Below are 18,244 nucleotides of genomic sequence, written 5' to 3'. Positions count from 1 at the left end.
CTACAAGTAAATGCGCTTTTTTATCGCAACATATATAATTTTGCGCACGCTCGTGCATCTGACAATGCTTCGTGGTGATTTAATTTAATATTCATTTCACGACAACAATCACTTAGTTTTGTAGGTTTTACACCTTTTGCCTTGTAAATTTTCACAGTGCATTCCCATTTTGAGGCAATATTCAAATCCTCATAATTCAAGCCATTTGCCAACATTGACTTTACCAGCACATTTCGATCAAAACTTTCATTATGAGCCACTACGACTCTATTTTTTAGTCTTTTTTCGATTTCTGGATAAACTTGTTTAAACGATTTTGCATTAACGGTATCTCTCGGATAAATTCCATGCACTTGAATCGTAAACGGATTGTATATATTATTGGGTGGTTTTATCAAAGTGACAAATTCATCGACAATCACGCCGTTCTGCACCGTAACAATTCCAACGGAACACGGATGAAAACCTGTTGCGGTTTCAAAATCTATTGCGGTAAAATTCATATTCTATTTTTAAAAAACAAATCCATAAATCCAATTACAATAGTAATCAGATTTATGGATAAATTCTATGTTTAAAGTCTTATTTTATTGAACCAATGATATCATATTTCGTGATAATATGGTGATGCCCATTGCCTAAATCAACTAAAACAGCGTCATTTTCTTTTGAGAAAAGTTTAGACACTTCTTCGATTGGAGTTCCCATTTTTACGATCGGGAATGGTTTTCCCATTACTTCTTTAATTGGTTTTTCGGCAACGTTTTTATCGGCGACATAACTTCTAAATAAGTCGGTTTCATCAACAGAACCGACAAATCCATTAATATCAACAACTGGAATTTGCGAAATTTTATATTTACGCATACGCTCAATGGCATGTGAAACTAATTCTTCTGTACGCACTACGATCAATTCTTTGTCAATATGATCTTTGATGACATCTTCAGCTTTAGTTACGTTTTCTTCCAAGAATCCGCGTTCGCGCATCCAATCATCATTAAACATTTTTCCAACATAACGGCTTCCAGAATCGTGAAATAAAACCACGACAACATCGTCTGGCTTAAAATGCTCTTTTAATTGAAGCAATCCTTTGATACAAGCTCCAGCAGAATTTCCAACAAAAATTCCTTCTTCAAGTGCAATTTTTCTCGTATAAACTGCTGCATCTTTGTCTGTAACTTTGGTAAAACCATCTATTAAAGAAAAATCAACATTTTTAGGCAAAATATCTTCGCCGATACCTTCAGTGATATAAGAATAAATTTCGTTTTCATCAAAAATACCCGTTTCATGATATTTTTTGAAAACAGAACCATAAGTGTCAATTCCCCAGATTTTGATATTTGGATTCTTCTCTTTTAAGTATTTTCCAACGCCTGAAATAGTTCCTCCCGTTCCAACACCCACAACAAAATGTGTAATTTTTCCATCGGTTTGTTTCCAGATTTCTGGTCCAGTTTGCTCGTAATGTGCCAATGAATTTGACATATTATCATACTGATTCACATACCAAGAATTTGGCGTTTCTTCAGCTAAACGTTTTGAAACCGAATAATAAGACCGTGGGTCTGTTGGCTCAACATCTGTAGGACAAACTACAACTTTAGCTCCAACAGCGCGAAGTATATCCATTTTTTCTTTTGATTGTTTATCAGAGATAACACAAATCAATTTATATCCTTTAACGATCGCAACAAGTGCCAATCCCATTCCTGTATTTCCAGAGGTTCCTTCAATAATTGTTCCTCCAGGTTTCAATCTTCCATCAGCCTCAGCATCTTCAATCATTTTAACAGCCATTCTGTCTTTTACAGAATTACCTGGATTAAAAGTTTCGACTTTTGCCAATACTAACGCATCAATTTCAGCAACAATTTTGTTGAGCTTTACAAGCGGCGTATTGCCTATTGTTTCTAAAATATTATTTGAAAAGTCCATTTTTATTGTAATTTAATATTTGGTTTTAAAAAAATAAATCAAGGCTCAAATTTTATTCGAACCAGTTCCAAACTAAACCAAATCGGATAAGAAAATCACGATAAGGATTATTAGGCGCCGCATAATAATCGTTTTTAGAAAACGCAGAATTAAAATGTTCTGCTTTTAAATAAAAACGCGTTTGACGAATTCTTGCATTTACGAAAAAGTCGAATCTTGCATAATTACCAATTTCCTTGGTGTTTTGAACAAAAAATTCTCCAATTACTGGATTGTAATCATTTCCGTAATATTTCGTAAAATAATTAAAAACAAGTCCGGTTTGCATAAACAGGGCTTTTTTGAAAAAGTAGCTAGAATAATATAATGTATTTCTGGTCACAAAATCCGGCACGTTCACGATCAATTCAGACTGATCTACTTTTTGGTATAAAAGCGTATTGTCAAAACCGAATCTTCCAAACTTGAATTCTTTATTTGCTTTTATAGAAAAATAATTAATTATGTTTCCGTACTGAGCCGGATTTATAATTTGAGTGTGAACCGCAGCTTGTCCTGACGTTGAAACGTCAGCAAAATACAAATGATCTTTTAATACAGAATATTGAACTTCGGCATTCAACCAAGGCGTGTAAACATTTGCTCCAAGCTGATTGATTTTTTCGTTTTTAAAATTATTTGACCAATTGTATTCTACATAACTACTTTGGTACAAATTATAATTGTTATTAGGCAACTTATTGATATTGCGATAGCTAAAATCAAACTGAAAATCTTTGTTTAAATTGTATTTCAATCTTGCATCCAAATCAGAAAGCGACTGGTTTGTAATCGATCTAGTGTATAAGAAACGCCCATTCCATTTGTTTTTTTGATATTCATATTGTCCACCAACATTATTAATCTGCAAAAACAAATTATTCGGAATTATATGTCCGTCTTCTTTTACGATAATTCTGTTATACTCATAGTTTGATCGGTAGTCATCAATAAAGAAATAGAACTTCCCTAAAAGTGAATTTTCGTAAGCAAGTCCCGCTTTGTTATATAATTTTTCAAAACGAGTTCTGTCGTTTATATTGCTGGTCACGTACGATTCTCCAAAACGCTGCACATTTGTGACATTACCTACTGAAGATAAAACCGTCGGTTGTTTGTATTCGAAAATTTTATATTCGTAATTAAATTGATGCGTTACATACAAATTGTTATCGGCATCTTTTGGATTAATTCTAAAGGCGTGATCAAAAAAGAAACGATGGCCTTTTAATAATGTTTTAGCATCTGTTAAATAAACTTGTAATCGTTGGCGATTTTTATAATCAGGGTTATCGCTTTCAAAATCCTCTGGTCTTGTAATTCCGCCATTTTCTTCATTTGTCACATCTTGGAACGTTACGTGCGCATTCAAGATATATCTTTTATTGGTAGTCGCATAACTTGTCGTAAATCTAAAATTACCCACACTAGCCATTTGATTGATATAATTTCCTTCTGAACGCAAACCTCTATATGCAATTGAAAAATTCAGATTTTTTGAAGTATTCAATGTGATAAACGAATCTACGTTTTGTCCTTTATTTATAGTGGTATTAAAAAACAATTCGGTAAACGGAGTTGGTGCTGAGTAATATTTAATGTCCGACGGCTGCATATAATCAAAATGTTTGCCTGCAAAACCAATTTCTGGATACGGAGAAAAACTATTCAAACTATACTGCAATGTATTAAACGTCTGCCCGATATTTGAGAATTCCAAAAGTCCAAAATAATCTTTGCGAAGATAATTTTGTCTGTAAGCACTTTTTAATGTTAAAGACGTATCTGCATAAGTTGTATCGTGTTCTAAAGTAAAAATCTGATATTGCTCAATTTTAGCCACTAATGATTTTTTCTTTTTTACCGTATCAGTAATACTAGAATACTTTGTATTCATATCCAAATTATTTTTTGGAGTGTTTTTTTCTTGAGAAAACAATAAGGCGGGCATTATTATTAGGTATAGAAAAAAGAGTATTCTCATTTGATTGTTTTATATGAAATTATAATCGACAAAATTAGTCAAGCAAAGGTAAAAGATAAAAACGTATAAAAAAACAAATCAGTGTGATTGCAGAATTTTTATCACAATATATTGCAAATAGAAAAACCCCCAATCAAAAATGATTGAGGGTTTTAAAAAAATCAAAATATTTATTTTCTTACCAGTTAGGGTTTTGTCCTAAACCTGGGTTTGTATTCATTTCAATTTGTGGTATTGGCCAAATAAATTTGTAATCAGTATAAGGCAAAGCTGGTACACCGTAAGGACCTGTGTAAGGAGTTCCTAAAGTGTATAATGCAGCAGCTGGAGCAGCATTAGCAAGTTTTGCAGGGATACCGTTGATTGGAGCAATATCATCATTTTGTAATCTGTGGATATCAGACCATCTGCGTCCTTCCATTAAAAACTCGATTCTTCTTTCAATAAGGATCGCAGGAACTAAAGTTTGTGGCGTATTTAAAGTAGCTGCAGTATAAGCTTCAGTTGCAGGATTAGCTAATGATCTGTTTCTTACTTGGTTCAATAAAGCCAAAGAAGAAGCTAAACTAGCAGGAGTATTTAAACGTGCTTGTGCTTCAGCCATGTTTAATAAAACCTCAGCATATCTAATCACTGGAGCAGCATCTGTCAAGTTAACAATATCAGAATATTTGTTAGTGTATTTTCTACCAGCAACAGTTTTGATCATAACACCTTCTTCTCTTCTTTTATCATTAGCTAACCATCTTGGTTCTCTCCAGATAATAGGGCTAATGTTAACTAAAGCTCTACTGTTCAAAATACTTGCTAATGCAGCATTAACCTGAGGGTTAGAAGTAGCAGAGTGAGCGATAGAGAAAATAGACTCTGAGTTTGTTAAGTTACTAGCTGGTACGAATGGATCACCTGGCTTAGCAGTCAAAGTATATTTACCATTTAATTTAGTTCCTTCAGCAACTACATTTGCCCAGTCTCTCTTTTGAAGATAAACTCTCGTTTTGAAAGCAATCGCAGCATTTTTAGATGCTCTTGAAATAGTTGCAGTTGTAATTAATTTTTCAGCGTCATCTAAATCAGCAAGTACTTTAGCATAACATTCTGCTACAGTATTTCTAGGTTTTGCATTTTCAGAATCAATTTCTGCTTGAGTATTTACACCAACTTCTCTGTAAGGAATACCTAAATGTGTAGCTCCTGGAGTGTGGTTGTAAGGTCTTGCGAAATAATTCAATAATTCAAAATGTGTAATCGCTCTTAAAAATTTAGATTGACCAATATAGTCATCACCTACAGCTTTCGTAATTACACCTTTTTTTACAGCGTCATTAACTCCTTCGATCATTAAGTTACATCTGTTGATTAATCTGTAACCGTCAACCCAGTAGTAAACGTTATTTGCAGATGTTGGATCGTAAGTTTGAGTATATGTTAACTGGTAGAAAGTAGCATTGTTTACTGCATCTTCTCCCATACATTCTCCCTGCTCAACAAAAGCAGCTCCCCATACGTATCCTCTACCACCATTTGAAGTACCACTGTTATAAGTACCAATCGCTGCAGCGTTATACACACCAGCCATATAAGTTTCGATATATGTTGGAGTTGTAAAAGCTAGGTCAGTCGGAACGTTATTTATAGGTACAAGGTCTAAGATCTTTTCTTCAGTACATGAGCTCATCCCAAGTACTACTGCAGAAAGTAAAATTGATTTTATTATATTTTTCATATTTTTCATATTATAAACTAACATTTATTCCCATTGATATAACTTTAGAACGTGGAGTTCCATTGATATCTACTCCAGATGTTTCCATTTCAGGGTTAATACCTTTGTAATCAGAAATCAACCAGATGTTTTGAGCCTGAACATAGATTCTGAAGTTTTCTACTTGAATTTTATCTAACAAGATTCTAGGTAAAGTATAACCTAAGCTAATGTTATCTAAAGAAATGAAATCTCCTTTTTCTACGAAACGAGAACTCGCGTTTCCAGAAAGGTTAGTAAATGTATTTGAACTTGCCCATAATCTTGGAGTCCATCCGTCTCCAGGATTGTCAACACTTTGCCATCTTCCTAAAATCTCTGTTCCGTTGTTGTTGAAGTTTTGGTTCATCAACTCTCTTCTTGTAGAGTTGAAAATTTTGTTTCCTCCACTGAATCTGAACATAAATCCGAAATCAAGATTTTTGTATTTCATGCTAGAAGATACAGAACCATAGTAAGTTGGTAATGTATTACCTAAAATTACTTTATCAGTAGCAGCACTTAAAGTAGCTGGAGTTGTTAAAGCAGCTGGATTGTTTGGATCGTAAACATAGTAAGTAGATGTTGGAATGTTTCCTTGAACTAAACTACCATCAGCTTTATAGTAAACTGGGTTACCATTTGCTTTGTTAACTCCCCAATATCTGAAACCATATAAAGAGTTCATTGATTCACCTTGTCTGATAATGATATTTGGTGCAATGTTAGTATCTGTAGAAGATCCTCCAATGATATCTTGACCATTAAATACGTCAGTAACTACGTTTTTAGACAAAGTCAAGTTTGAAGACACATCCCATTTGAAGTTTTGGTTGTTGATAGCTTTGTAAGCTACAGCGAACTCTAAACCTTGGTTATACAATTTACCAATATTTTTGTTTGTTGTGTTAAACGGAACCCCTAATGATGGAGAAACCGGTACAGCCAAGATTAATTTATCGATATTGTTTCTGTAGTAATCGAAACCGATAGTCAAACGATTATTGAATAATCCGAAATCAGCCCCGAAGTCAATTTTCTCACTAGATTCCCATTGTAATTGAGGATTTCCAAATTGGAAATATCCAATACCATTTGCAGTTGCATAAGGAGAACCAGTTGTTAAGTCCATGTATGGGTAGTTTCCAATTTCAGTATTTCCAACTTTAGAGTAAGATGCTCTAAGTTTGAAATCAGAAAGTGTATTGCTGATTCCTTGCATGAAATCTTCTTTAGAAACTGTCCAACCTGCAGAAACTCCAGGGAAGTTAGTCCATCTTGTATCTGCACTTAATTTAGAAATACCGTCTCTTCTGATAGAACCTTGAATAAAGTATTTCTCTTTATAGTTATATGTAAAACGTCCTAAGTAAGAAATGATACCGTTTTCAGTAACAGATCCACCTGAATCTTTAGTAACATATGAGTTAGTAACTAAGTTTTTGTTGAAGAAATCACTGATAATATCACTTCCAGATCCCCAGAAATTTTGGTATCTCTGTTTTTGGTACTCAGCAACAGCTGTAGCTCCTACGTTATGATTTTCGCCAAAAGTATGCTTGTAGTTCAAGATATTTTGCCAGTTCCATCTTAAGTATTCTGTATTATCATTGTAAAGGTAACCGTTTCTAGAACGTCCGTCACCGTGAATAGGATTCCAGTATTGTAATCCACCAGTGATAGAGTTATCAGCACTTACTTGTAATTTATAAGTTAAATCAGAAGTAATTTTTGCATTAGCAAAAATGCTTAACAATGTTCTGTTAACTTTTGAGTAATATTTATTATGATCTAATACATAAATAATATTTGTAATGTTATCTCCTACTGGATCAGTATTATCCCATCTACCAACTGTATTTGTGCTTAACGGTAATGTTAAGTTATATCCTGTTGGGTTTGCAGCATCATAAATTGGCACGTTAGGTAATTGTCTGATTGTGTTGAAGATATTACCAGAAAGTCCACTAGCACTAGTATTTAAACCATTGTACTCAGTTCTAGAAACACTTAAGTTTGTACCAATGCTTAACCATTTATTGATATCTTGATCAATATTAGCTCTTACAGAATATCTCTGCATGCTATTTGACAAGTTGATACCATCTTGATCAGTATAACCTAAAGATAAGTAGTATTTAGTTTTATCAGAACCACCACTGAACGCTAAGTTGTTAGTGATTTGAGGTGCGTTTCTTAAAACAGCACTTTGCCAGTCTGTATTATAAGTACTTCCAACAGCCCATGGAGCTTGTCCTCTATTAGTTCTTTTTTCGTTTGCAATTGTTAAGAAATCAGGAGTCTGTAAAAGATCATATTTTTTAGCTGCACTTGCAACACCAAAATTTGAAGAGAAATTAACTTTTAAAGTTCCTTTTTTACCACTTTTAGTAGTAATCAAAATTACCCCATTCGCAGCTCTAGATCCGTAGATAGCCGTTGCAGCACCATCTTTCAAGATGTCGAATGATTCGATATCGTCTGGGTTGATATCTGCTAAACCGTTTGTATTTGCAACACCTCCGATATCACCAGAAAGAATTGGCACACCATCTACTACGATTAATGGATCACTTCCACTAGAAATAGAAGCAATACCTCTAATTCTAATTTTTGGAGCAACACCCACAATACCACTGTTAGTTACAACTTGTACTCCAGTTGCTCTACCAGCTAATACTCCTTCAAAAGATGGAGTTACTAAGTTAGCGATGTCGTTACCTGCAATTTTAGAAATAGAACCTGTAACCTCTTTTCTTTTCTGAACACCGTAACCAACTACGACAACCTCATTCATTAATTGTGCTTCAGATTCCATTTCAACGTTTACTGTATTTGAAGTTCCTACAGTAACTTGTTTGTTGTTCATACCAACATATGAAAAAACCAAAACATCACCAGTCTTTGCTTTAATAGAATAACTTCCATCAAAATCTGTCTGAGTATTTGTTTTAGATCCTTTCACAAGAACATTTACTCCTGGAATAACACCTGTTTTATCAGATACCTTTCCAGTTACAGTTCTCTCTTGAGCGAAAGAAAACTGCATAGATAACGCTACAAGGAGCGTAAAAATCCATTTAAATTTTAATTTCATTTTAATTTATTTTGAATTAGTATGCGACAAACATCTTAATTATTTCTTAAAATAACAAACTATTTCAATTTAAATTTCCGCAACATTATTAACAAAAGCTTAATGCATTCTAATAAAATGTAACTATTTTTAATTTTAAATACTATTTTTCTTTCAAAAACAAACAAAACAGCATTCTTTCAGTCTGTTAAATTTTAGCAAATTTTAACATTTGAAAAAATCCAACAGTAAAACTCATAAAAAACTCCAATTTCTTTTATTAAGTTCTTTAATTTGACAATATTTTTTGAACTTTTGACAAAAACAAGAGCTTAATACCCAAAAACATTAATTTTCTAATGATTTTTTAATCTTAGTTATTCAAAAAATTCAAAAAAAATAACTTAACGACCAAAATTATTAAGATAAAGTGTAAAAAACATCGGAAATTGCCGTTAAAAAATGTCAGTAAATCATAAAATTTATTAACCCAATTAAACCTTTATACTTAAATTTAGTCGCTATTTTATCAATTTGCTGATTTTTTTGCAATCTTTGCTATTCAAAAAAAGCCTAAAAATGCTCAAAAAAAATTTCTCAGGATTTATTTTAGAAACCGGAACCGATGAAGCTGGCCGTGGTTGTCTTGCCGGACCTGTTACAGCTGCAGCGATAATTTTACCGGAAGATTTTGAAAACGCCATTCTGAACGACAGTAAACAATTGTCTGAAAAAACAAGAGCGCTATTAAAACCTATAATTGAAGAACAAGCGGTCTGTTTTGCGGTCACACATTTATTTCCGGAAGAAATTGACGAAATAAACATTCTCAATGCATCCATGAAAGGAATGCAGGAATGTATTCTAAAATTAAAACAGGTGCCCGAATATATCATTGTAGATGGAAATCGTTCGTTGAATGCAAAACTCGGACTTAAAAATACTTTTGGAAAACAATTTTCATCTACTGAAATTGAATTATTAAAATCAATCCCAAATCAAAGCATTATTAAAGGTGATGCAAAATTCTTGAGTATTGCCGCCGCCTCTGTTTTGGCAAAAACATATCGCGACGAATATATGGATCAAATTCACGAAGAATTCCCAATGTACAATTGGAAACAAAATAAAGGTTATCCAACCAAGGAACATAGAGAAGCCATTAAAAAATATGGAACCACAAAATATCATCGAATGAGTTTCAGACTTTTGCCTGATCAACTGACTCTGGATTTTTTTGAATAAAAAAAGCGACCTATATATTAAGGTCGCTTTTTTTATTTTTTGCTTTTCAGGAACTCTGCAAATTGCTTGGTATCATAATAAAATGGTCTGATCGCTGTAATTTTTCCGTTTTTCAAATCAAAATGTTCCGAAATTGGCATTGAAAGGTTTTTACCCGATTTTTTGGATTTGCAATTTATAGTGAAATAAATGCTTACTTCATTTTTTGAAGCATCGCTAAAATATGTTGGTTCTTTCTCTATTTGCAAATCAAAAAACTCTGCAGATTTTGCAAACATTTTTGTCCATTCAGCAAAACCTACAAAAGTACCGCCGTAAGGAAGTCCGGTCGCCTGAGTGTAAACTGCTCCATCTTCAATTAAAGTTGCCATGGCATCAAAATCTCTTGTTTTAAAAAGACATTCATAATATTTTGCAACAACTTTAAGATTATCTGCTTCAAGATTTTTTAAAATATCCGTTTCAGACAAAGTTGCTGAATTGTCCCAAAAGCCGATTATTTTACTTATTTGCCCTTTTCCATTCAAGCGGGCAAAATCTCGGCCTGCCATTATGAGCTTATTTTTTGAATCGACAATTTTCCATTCCCATGTTACATAATTGTCTTTTACGATTTTTGCGCCAGAGGTCAAAACCGCATCTGGGAATTTTTTATAAAATTCGGTGATTACATTATTAAAAGCGACAGTTCCTTTTACAGAAGCAGAAGGATCTTCAAAAGTACTGTCTTCCAACCAAATCGACTTGATCATTTTTAACCTAGCATCACTATTTTTTTCTTGCCATGCTTTTTCGTAAGCAGTAATTGGGTATAATTTATCTTTTTTTTGAGCATAAAGACTGTTGAGCATGCAAAGGAAAAGAAGTAAGTAAAGTTTTCTCATGAGCTTTTACATTAGAATAATTAGGATTTCATAACATTACAACCAAATTTAGCATAAATACCAAAGAAAACCATAAACTATCTTGATAATTTATTGCAAGTTCTGGCTAATTGTTCATTTTTTATTATCGCCTTTTTTTCTAATCAAAAAACCTGTTCAAAACATGAACAGGTTTTTAATACAAATATCCTCTAACAATCAAGAATTTTGGCTTTTCTAATATTTATCCCAAAACAGTTTGGTGTTCAACTTGTCTCCTCCAATATCACTGGATGCTTTTGAATAATTAGTGGTATTTACAGACTGCTCTTTACCTGGATATGTGTAACGAACAGGAACTGTCAAAATTCCTTTATTAACAGCAGAAGTCGGCGATTGTAAAATAGGGAAATCCAATCTTCTATAGGAAGTCCAAGCCTCAAATCCTCTATTATAAAGAGCAAACCAGGCTTGTGTGCCAATTTTCTGCTTCCAAGTTTCACCACTTTGAATACTAGAATATTTCACAGTAGGTTTTGCAAGATAAGCCAATGCATCTGCTTCTGTTAATCCCCAATCAAGCATTGAAGCAGTAACTCCTGCATTATAATAATTTTCTGCTTGAGTCGATCCGCCTGGAATTAAATTCTTTTCTGCTGCTTCAGCCAGTAAAAACTGCAACTCTGCATAATCGAATATTGTTCCAGCAAATGAAGGATTATTGAAAGCAGTAGTAAGATGAGAATAAGAAGTATACACATTTGCCTCTCCATAAGTTCCTCCTATAAAAGTTCTGCCTGCTGGAAGAACGGGCTTAGGACTTCCGTTGACAAAATATTTAACCATTCTCGGATCACCTCCAGGCACAACATGATCCATCGCTTCTACAAATGTATCTGCTGGAATAAAATCACTTCGACCGCTTAGAACTAAATCAGTATAAAGCGGATTTTGATTTCCTGTTGTTGATAAATACGTTAATTTTGTATTATCTGCGTTTCCTGATAAAACTCCATTAGCCAATGCATCTTTAATTTGAGTTGCAGCATAATCAGGTTCAATATCAGAAATGTTTACAGCTAATCTGATCACAAGCGAATTAGCAAATTTTGCCCATTTTAAATTGCTCAAGGCGTCCCCTGAATAAATAATATCCGCGCTTCCAAAATTCACATTTGAAGCATTTTTTTTCAATATACTTTGCGCTTCAAACAAACGTTTTACAAGATCTTTATAAATTGTTTTGGCATCATCATATGCTGGTAAAGGATATTTTTGGATATCTCCCCCCTGAGAATATGGTACATTCCCAAAAGTATCCACTAATATACTGTAGGTATAAACTTCTAATATATCAATAAGTGCTAGTTTGTTTTGCCTTACAGCAAGATCTGTATCCGTCACTGCTGCTATTTGATTAATCATAATTTTAGCTTCGTTAAAATCTGCAAGTACATCTCTGTATAAAACTGTAAAATGATTATCAGGTATTTTACGGCTTGTTAGATCATATTGGCTTTCGTTTGGATAGGTTGTCTCTGTCCATTGTTGCACAAAAAGCCTAAAAACATTATAATTTACACTAGTGCTTACCATTTGATCTACAAGCTTTTTTTCTGCATTGGTAAACAAATATTCAGCTTTAGTAACTGTTGGTTTTTTAGGATCCACATTCATATCAGTTAGATCGTTACTGCAAGAAAATGCAACACTAATCATCGCTATTAATACGAGTATTTTTTTCATAATTTAAAATTTTAATGTTACGTTAAAACCAATATTTCTGGTTGTTGGCAATGAACCGCTTGAATAACCAGCTGATAGATTACCAGAGCTAAGGCCACTTTCTGGGTCGGCATCAGGAAGGTTTTTATGAATAATCCATAAATTTGATCCTACCAGAGATAGCTTTAAACCTGTAAGTTTCATTTTACTCAACACATCATTTGGAAAGTTATAAGTAATGCTTGCTTCTCTTAATTTGATATAGCTGGCATCATAAATAAAAGCTTTTTGAGGATTTTTAGTATATCCATAAATTCCTCCAGCAACTTCTGGAGCTGGGGTTCTTGTTGTGTTTGGCGTACCATCAGCATTAACACCCGGCAGGATAACTCCGCCATTATTAGCAAGAGTATTTCTAACAGGATATCCTAATTCATTTAATCCAGCCGTAGATTCATAAAGACCTGAGTTTTGTCCGTAATATTGATCTAAAGAAAAAATATCTCCACCTTTTTGCATATCAATAAGAAACCCTAGTGATAGTTGTTTATAAGAAATCTTGTTGCGAATACCTCCTATCCAGTCTGGAGTAACATTACCAATAACTTCTGTGCTTGAATCTGTCATCAAATAAATTCCGCCATTAGTAATTTTCTGTCCATCAGGCGCGTACACATAATCTTTCCCAATAATATTACCATACGGCTGTCCTTTTTTAGCAACTATGCTAACTCCTCCTTGAAAAGAACCTAATGTCAAGGTTTCAATTCCAGGAGTCAATTCTACTACAGTATTCTTGTTTTTAGACCAGTTTACAAAAACTTCCCATTGAAAATCTTTCATTTGAATAGGAGTCAAATTCAACTGCAATTCTATACCTTTATTTTCTACCGAACCTGCATTAACATACTTTGAGGAATAGCTTGTCGCTGCTGAATAATCAACAGGGAATATTTGGTCTGAACTCAAACTTCTATAAATGCTAGTATCCAGCCCAAGTCTTCTGTTAAAAAACTGCAGTTCCAAACCAACTTCTTGCGATGCAGTTTTTACAGGACGCAAATCAGGATTAGATCCTATACTTGGTTTTGAATAAAGCGGATTTGTACCAAAATTATCAAACTTATCATAAGCATCTCTAAGGGCATATAAATCAATATTTCCTTGCGGATTCTCAGCATAACTAACGCGAAGTTTTCCAAAAGATAGCCAATCTTGGTTTACATGTTTTGTAAACACATAACTTGCAGAAGTAGAGAATGTATTTACAGCATTATTATTTTTTGGCAAAGTTGAAAATGCATCATTACGAACTGTTCCTTCTACATATAAAAAGTCTTTATATCCTAAAGAAGCCGATGCATAGACACTATTTACGCCCGATCTTTCATCTTTTTCAACAGGAAACGGTGCAGCACTGACAGAATTCGATAATGAATATACATCAGGAATAAGGAGCCCTCCCTCTGTTGATGCTAAAGTAGAATTACGCTTTGTTCTTAAAGAGTTAAATCCTATTAAGCCATTTAAAGAAAAATCGTCTGAAAGCTTTTTATTAAAATTTAAAGTCAACTGATAATTCTGCTCCGAAAACATTCCAGTATATTTTTGATAACCAGAAGGCACTGAATTTCTGCTTACTCCAAATACGGCGCTACTTGCTCCATCAGCTCTTCTTTCTTCTCTTAATTCAGCATAGGTATCTGTGCTTACTTTTCCTGTTGCATTAAGCCAATTTGTCAATTTATAATCAAGCTGCATGTAGCCTATAAAACGATTTCTTTCATCTGATTGAAAGTTTCTGTATCGTGTAAAATAAGGGTTATTTGCCGACTTTGTTTTAATATTTCCATTCGCTGGATCCGCCATATTCCAAGCAACATTTTGCCCGCCAGATTTTTCAAAAACTTCTTTCAGTTCTTTTAAATCTACGTTTACTGGCCACCATTGTCTAAAACTGCTTGCCACATTATCACCGCTATATCCTGTTGAATTTCTTCCAACTGTAGATTGTGCCATATAATTAGCAAACACGCTAGCTGATAATTTATCAGTAAATTTATGATTCCCTTTAAAACTTAGATTATTCTTCTTCAATTCACTATTAGGGAGTATGCCATTTTCTTTGTAATTATTGTAGTTAATAACCACATTAGTTTTTTCGTTGCCATCTTCAAATGAAATCGAATTATTAAGAATTTGAGATTTTTGGAAAAAAGTAATCGGACCGTTTTCTGCAGCTACCCATGGCGTTTTTTTTCCATAATTTGAAGAATATGGAGTAAAAGCATTCCATTGATATACTAGCAAATTTGGATCAAAAGCCACACCGTATGAAGCATCATCAACTGTAGTTGCAACATAATTTCCATTTTTATCTATTGTAAAAAAGGCTCCCGTTGGTCCAACTGGAATACCTTTTGGAACGCCATTTTTATCATAGGTTGGCCCATATCCTTGACCATATTTGTTTTGATATACTGGAAAGGTCGTTTTATCAATCGATCCTACTGTCACTTCACTCGAAACGGTAATTCCAATTCCTTTTTTGGCCTTCCCTTTTTTTGTGGTTATCATGATGACACCATTACCTGCCTGCCAGCCGTACAAAGCGGCTGCAGCAGCTCCTTTCAAAATGTTTAACGACTCAATATCATCTGGATTAATATCCATTCCAGCATTACCGTAGTCATAAGTATTTCTAACGCCTTCGGTTTGCTTTGCTGCATTCGAATTTATATTACTGTTATTAATAGGCATCCCGTCAATTACAATAAGCATCTGATTATCGCCTGTCAAGTTTTTAACTCCTCGTGAAATTACATTTGTAGAACCTCCAAAATTGGTGTTTTTTCTAACATATACACCAGCCGCTTTTCCTGAAATTTCATTTAAAAAATTCCCGCTTGCAACGCCAGAATTTATATCGGCTCCTTTTATTTCTTGAGATGCATATCCTAATGATTTTTTTTCTCTCTTAATTCCTAATGCTGTCACCACAACTCCCTCTAGCTCATTAGAAACGCTAGTCATTTTAACATTTACTATTGTAGATGAAGCCATAATTTCTTGAGGTTTCATTCCCACATAGCTAAAAATAATGACCTCTGTTGACGATGCTTTGATAGAATAGTTCCCATCAATATCACTCTGAGTTCCTTTTTTTGTGCCCTTCACAAGAACACTAACACCAGGAAGAGGCAATCCAATTTCATCAGATATCTTTCCAGAAACCGCCCTCTCTTGTGAGAAAGAAAGCTGTAACATTAGCATCATAAATAATGCTAAAACATACTTAAATTGTAATTTCATTTTTGTTTAAATTAGTTAATAATTTGACAAAAATTAAATTATTTTCTTACAAAAGCAATTATAAAAAGTTAATTTTTTAATCTTTTTCTTTCTTTTTAATTAATTTAAACAAATAAAATACTACATAAAATACATTACCAATATGATCTATCTATGGTTAATCCAATAACTAAATCGCATTTCCTATAAAAGCCTATTGTCTTTTATTTATTAAAAACCATTTATTTTTTTGAAAGCAAAACGAGGCGCCATTCTGAAAAGCCAGTAAAGCAGTCTTACTTTTGCGATTCTGATTTCAAGTTCATTATGAGAGATCCTTTCTAACATTTCTGAAACTGCCTTTTCAGGCTTTATGGCAATTTTTGGTGGATTGCCTTTATGCCAAGGCGTATCAACTACTGGGAACAACACTTCAATAACTTTAATCTGCTCTTCTTTTAATTGTTCTCTTAGAACCTGGGTAAAAGAATGCAATCCCGATTTGCTTGCATTATAAAAAGGATAAACGGCTCTTGGAACATATACCAATCCAGTTGTGATATTGACAATTTTAGAATTTTGATTCTGAATCAAAAGCGGATACAACAATTTTATCAAACGGATAGGCGCAAATAAATTGACTGAAAATTCATTATTCATTTTTTCTAACGAAAGATGATCTTCTATAAAATTGGACTTGTTTACAATTGCGGCATTGTTGATCAGTACGTTTACATCAGAGTGGTTGGTTCGCAACCATTCTGTAAAATCTTCACATTCAAACTCATTCGCAATATTGCATTTGTAGATAATTAAATGTGGTAATTGCTTTTGCGCACATTCAAGTTTTTCCAAAGTACTTGAACAAGCAATTACTTTATTCCCTTTTGCAATAAGCTGACGACACATTTCAAACCCTAAGCCAGAACTTCCTCCAGTAACAACAATAGTACTATTTATGATTTCCATAATTTCTCTTTTTAAAATTAGGAATCAAAAATAATTCTGGAGTTTTAGGATTGCATTGACCTATGTTAAGTCTTGTTTTTTCTTTTGAGTCGGCTCAAAGATTCTGGCTGAATGCCTAAATAAGAAGCTATAATTTGTTGCGAAACACGATTCTCGATGTCAGGAAATTCGGCATTAAAAATTCCATATCGCTTTTCAGCATCTAAAAGGAGTAATTCTCTTTCTCTTTTTTCTTTGATGTAAAATGCTTTTTCAAGAATTTGAACAAGAAATACATTCCAAAAAGGATTTTTCTCTTTTATTTCGATCCAGCTTGAATAATCGATTTCCAAAATTTCGGAATCTTCCAAAGCTTCTATCGAAAAATACGAAGGGGTATTATAAATCATAGCCGAATAAGAACTTATAAAATTCCCTTCGGCTATAATATTTTTGGTGAATTCGTTTCCGTTTTCATGAGTGTAAACATATCGAAACAAACCTTTTACAACAAAAGCCATCTTGCGAGGCACTTGTCCTTCACGAACAAAATAGTTTGTTTTGATTATTTTGACCTGCTGTGTAATATTCAATAATTCTTGCAATTCCTTTTCTGGAAGCCCTAAAAGCTTTAAAAATGATTTTTTATCTTCATTTTCCATACCTTGAATTGCTTTAAATTTTAAACAAATTCAGCTTCAAATAAAGCCGTCAAATGTTTAATGATTTTAGCTTTTACTTCTTTCTCATCTACTTTTTCTACGCCAAGTTCAACGTTTAAAGAAGTAACGCCTTTTCCGCGAATGCCGCACGGAATTATATTATCAAAATAGCCTAAATCGACATTTACATTTAAAGCAAATCCGTGCATGGTGACCCAGCGTGAAGCACGAACGCCCATTGCGCAAATTTTGCGTGCAAACGGAGTTCCAACGCCAACCCAAACGCCTGTTTCTCCCTCGCTTCTACCCGATTCTAAACGGTATTCTGCTAATGTTAGAATAATGGACTCTTCCAGCAAACGAAGGTATTTATGAATATCGGTAAAAAAGTTTTCTAAATCCAAAATTGGATAACCTACTATTTGTCCCGGACCATGATAGGTAATATCTCCTCCACGATTGATTTTATAAAAAGTCGCCCCTTTGGCTTCGAGCTGTTTTTCGTTTAGCAATAAGTTTTCCAAATCACCGCTTTTTCCTAAAGTGTAAACATGCGGATGCTCAACAAATAATAAATAATTTGGAGTTGGCAAGTCTAGTTCTTCTCTTCTGTTTTTGATTTTTAAATCGACTATTTCTTTAAAAAGTTCTTCCTGGTATTCCCAAGTCGATTTATAATCTCTGTTTCCTAGATCCTGAAGTTGAATTTTTTTATTCATTTTA

General features: G+C 33.6%; 12 protein-coding genes. 1 reads left to right on the top strand and 11 read right to left on the bottom strand.

The genetic code is table 11. The annotated features are described in order from the left end of the window. Positions 1–20 precede the first annotated feature (20 nt). The 5 genes from SCB73_RS11655 to SCB73_RS11635 form a co-directional block, all read right to left on the bottom strand. Positions 21–503 (bottom strand): 3'-5' exonuclease, encoded by a 483-nt coding sequence (locus SCB73_RS11655; RefSeq protein ID WP_320566421.1) that lies wholly within the window; start codon positions 501–503, stop codon positions 21–23. A gap of 79 nt (positions 504–582) precedes the next feature. Then, positions 583–1,944, bottom strand: coding sequence for a pyridoxal-phosphate dependent enzyme (locus SCB73_RS11650; protein ID WP_320566420.1), 1,362 nt, complete (start codon positions 1,942–1,944; stop codon positions 583–585). Between the two features lie 52 nt (positions 1,945–1,996). Next, entirely contained in the window at positions 1,997–3,967 is a 1,971-nt protein-coding gene (locus SCB73_RS11645) for a putative porin (RefSeq protein ID WP_413927816.1), read from the bottom strand. A 178-nt stretch (positions 3,968–4,145) separates the two neighbouring features. Further along, the gene (locus SCB73_RS11640) at positions 4,146–5,693 is read right to left on the bottom strand and encodes a RagB/SusD family nutrient uptake outer membrane protein (protein WP_320566418.1); all 1,548 of its coding nucleotides are present in this window, start codon (positions 5,691–5,693) and stop codon (positions 4,146–4,148) included. Positions 5,694–5,703: 10 nt separating this feature from the next. Next, positions 5,704–8,808 carry a SusC/RagA family TonB-linked outer membrane protein gene (locus SCB73_RS11635; RefSeq protein ID WP_320566417.1) on the bottom strand — a complete coding sequence of 1,035 codons (3,105 nt, stop codon included), beginning with the start codon at positions 8,806–8,808 and terminating at the stop codon, positions 5,704–5,706. Positions 8,809–9,366: 558 nt separating this feature from the next. Here SCB73_RS11635 and SCB73_RS11630 point away from each other — a divergent pair. Continuing rightward, a complete protein-coding gene (locus SCB73_RS11630; protein ID WP_320566416.1) occupies positions 9,367–10,032 on the top strand; it encodes a ribonuclease HII in 666 nt (221 codons plus the stop codon). 32 nt (positions 10,033–10,064) lie between these two features. Here SCB73_RS11630 and SCB73_RS11625 read toward each other — a convergent pair whose 3' ends face one another. From SCB73_RS11625 to lipB, 6 genes are all read right to left on the bottom strand, one after another. After that, complete coding sequence (locus SCB73_RS11625; protein ID WP_320566415.1) at positions 10,065–10,916, bottom strand: nuclear transport factor 2 family protein; 852 nt, start codon at positions 10,914–10,916, stop codon at positions 10,065–10,067. 216 nt (positions 10,917–11,132) lie between these two features. After that, positions 11,133–12,641, bottom strand: coding sequence for a SusD/RagB family nutrient-binding outer membrane lipoprotein (locus SCB73_RS11620; RefSeq protein WP_320566414.1), 1,509 nt, complete (start codon positions 12,639–12,641; stop codon positions 11,133–11,135). A 3-nt stretch (positions 12,642–12,644) separates the two neighbouring features. Then, a complete protein-coding gene (locus SCB73_RS11615; protein ID WP_320566412.1) occupies positions 12,645–15,932 on the bottom strand; it encodes a SusC/RagA family TonB-linked outer membrane protein in 3,288 nt (1,095 codons plus the stop codon). Positions 15,933–16,142: 210 nt separating this feature from the next. After that, on the bottom strand, positions 16,143–16,880 hold the full coding sequence (locus SCB73_RS11610) for an SDR family oxidoreductase (protein WP_320566411.1): 738 nt from the start codon (positions 16,878–16,880) through the stop codon (positions 16,143–16,145). A 65-nt stretch (positions 16,881–16,945) separates the two neighbouring features. Further along, positions 16,946–17,521 carry a Crp/Fnr family transcriptional regulator gene (locus tag SCB73_RS11605; protein WP_320566410.1) on the bottom strand — a complete coding sequence of 192 codons (576 nt, stop codon included), beginning with the start codon at positions 17,519–17,521 and terminating at the stop codon, positions 16,946–16,948. 20 nt (positions 17,522–17,541) lie between these two features. Beyond that, positions 17,542–18,240 (bottom strand): lipoyl(octanoyl) transferase LipB, encoded by a 699-nt coding sequence (gene lipB, locus SCB73_RS11600; protein ID WP_320566409.1) that lies wholly within the window; start codon positions 18,238–18,240, stop codon positions 17,542–17,544. Between the last annotated feature and the right edge of the window lie 4 nt (positions 18,241–18,244).

Origin of the sequence: Flavobacterium sp. KACC 22761 (genome assembly GCF_034058155.1) — a bacterium.
GTDB lineage: Bacteria > Bacteroidota > Bacteroidia > Flavobacteriales > Flavobacteriaceae > Flavobacterium.
Note: the sequence above shows the minus strand (reverse complement) of the source record. Positions and strands in the feature narration are given on the sequence as shown.

Coding starts and splice junctions, on each gene's coding strand:
- SCB73_RS11655 (WP_320566421.1), bottom strand. CDS start 503: ATGAATTTTACCGCAATAGATTTTGAAACCGCAACAGGTTTTCATCCG.
- SCB73_RS11640 (WP_320566418.1), bottom strand. CDS start 5,693: ATGAAAAATATAATAAAATCAATTTTACTTTCTGCAGTAGTACTTGGG.
- SCB73_RS11625 (WP_320566415.1), bottom strand. CDS start 10,916: ATGAGAAAACTTTACTTACTTCTTTTCCTTTGCATGCTCAACAGTCTT.
- SCB73_RS11610 (WP_320566411.1), bottom strand. CDS start 16,880: ATGGAAATCATAAATAGTACTATTGTTGTTACTGGAGGAAGTTCTGGC.
- SCB73_RS11650 (WP_320566420.1), bottom strand. CDS start 1,944: ATGGACTTTTCAAATAATATTTTAGAAACAATAGGCAATACGCCGCTT.
- lipB (WP_320566409.1), bottom strand. CDS start 18,240: ATGAATAAAAAAATTCAACTTCAGGATCTAGGAAACAGAGATTATAAA.
- SCB73_RS11635 (WP_320566417.1), bottom strand. CDS start 8,808: ATGAAATTAAAATTTAAATGGATTTTTACGCTCCTTGTAGCGTTATCT.
- SCB73_RS11630 (WP_320566416.1), top strand. CDS start 9,367: ATGCTCAAAAAAAATTTCTCAGGATTTATTTTAGAAACCGGAACCGAT.
- SCB73_RS11645 (WP_413927816.1), bottom strand. CDS start 3,967: ATGAGAATACTCTTTTTTCTATACCTAATAATAATGCCCGCCTTATTG.
- SCB73_RS11620 (WP_320566414.1), bottom strand. CDS start 12,641: ATGAAAAAAATACTCGTATTAATAGCGATGATTAGTGTTGCATTTTCT.
- SCB73_RS11605 (WP_320566410.1), bottom strand. CDS start 17,521: ATGGAAAATGAAGATAAAAAATCATTTTTAAAGCTTTTAGGGCTTCCA.
- SCB73_RS11615 (WP_320566412.1), bottom strand. CDS start 15,932: ATGAAATTACAATTTAAGTATGTTTTAGCATTATTTATGATGCTAATG.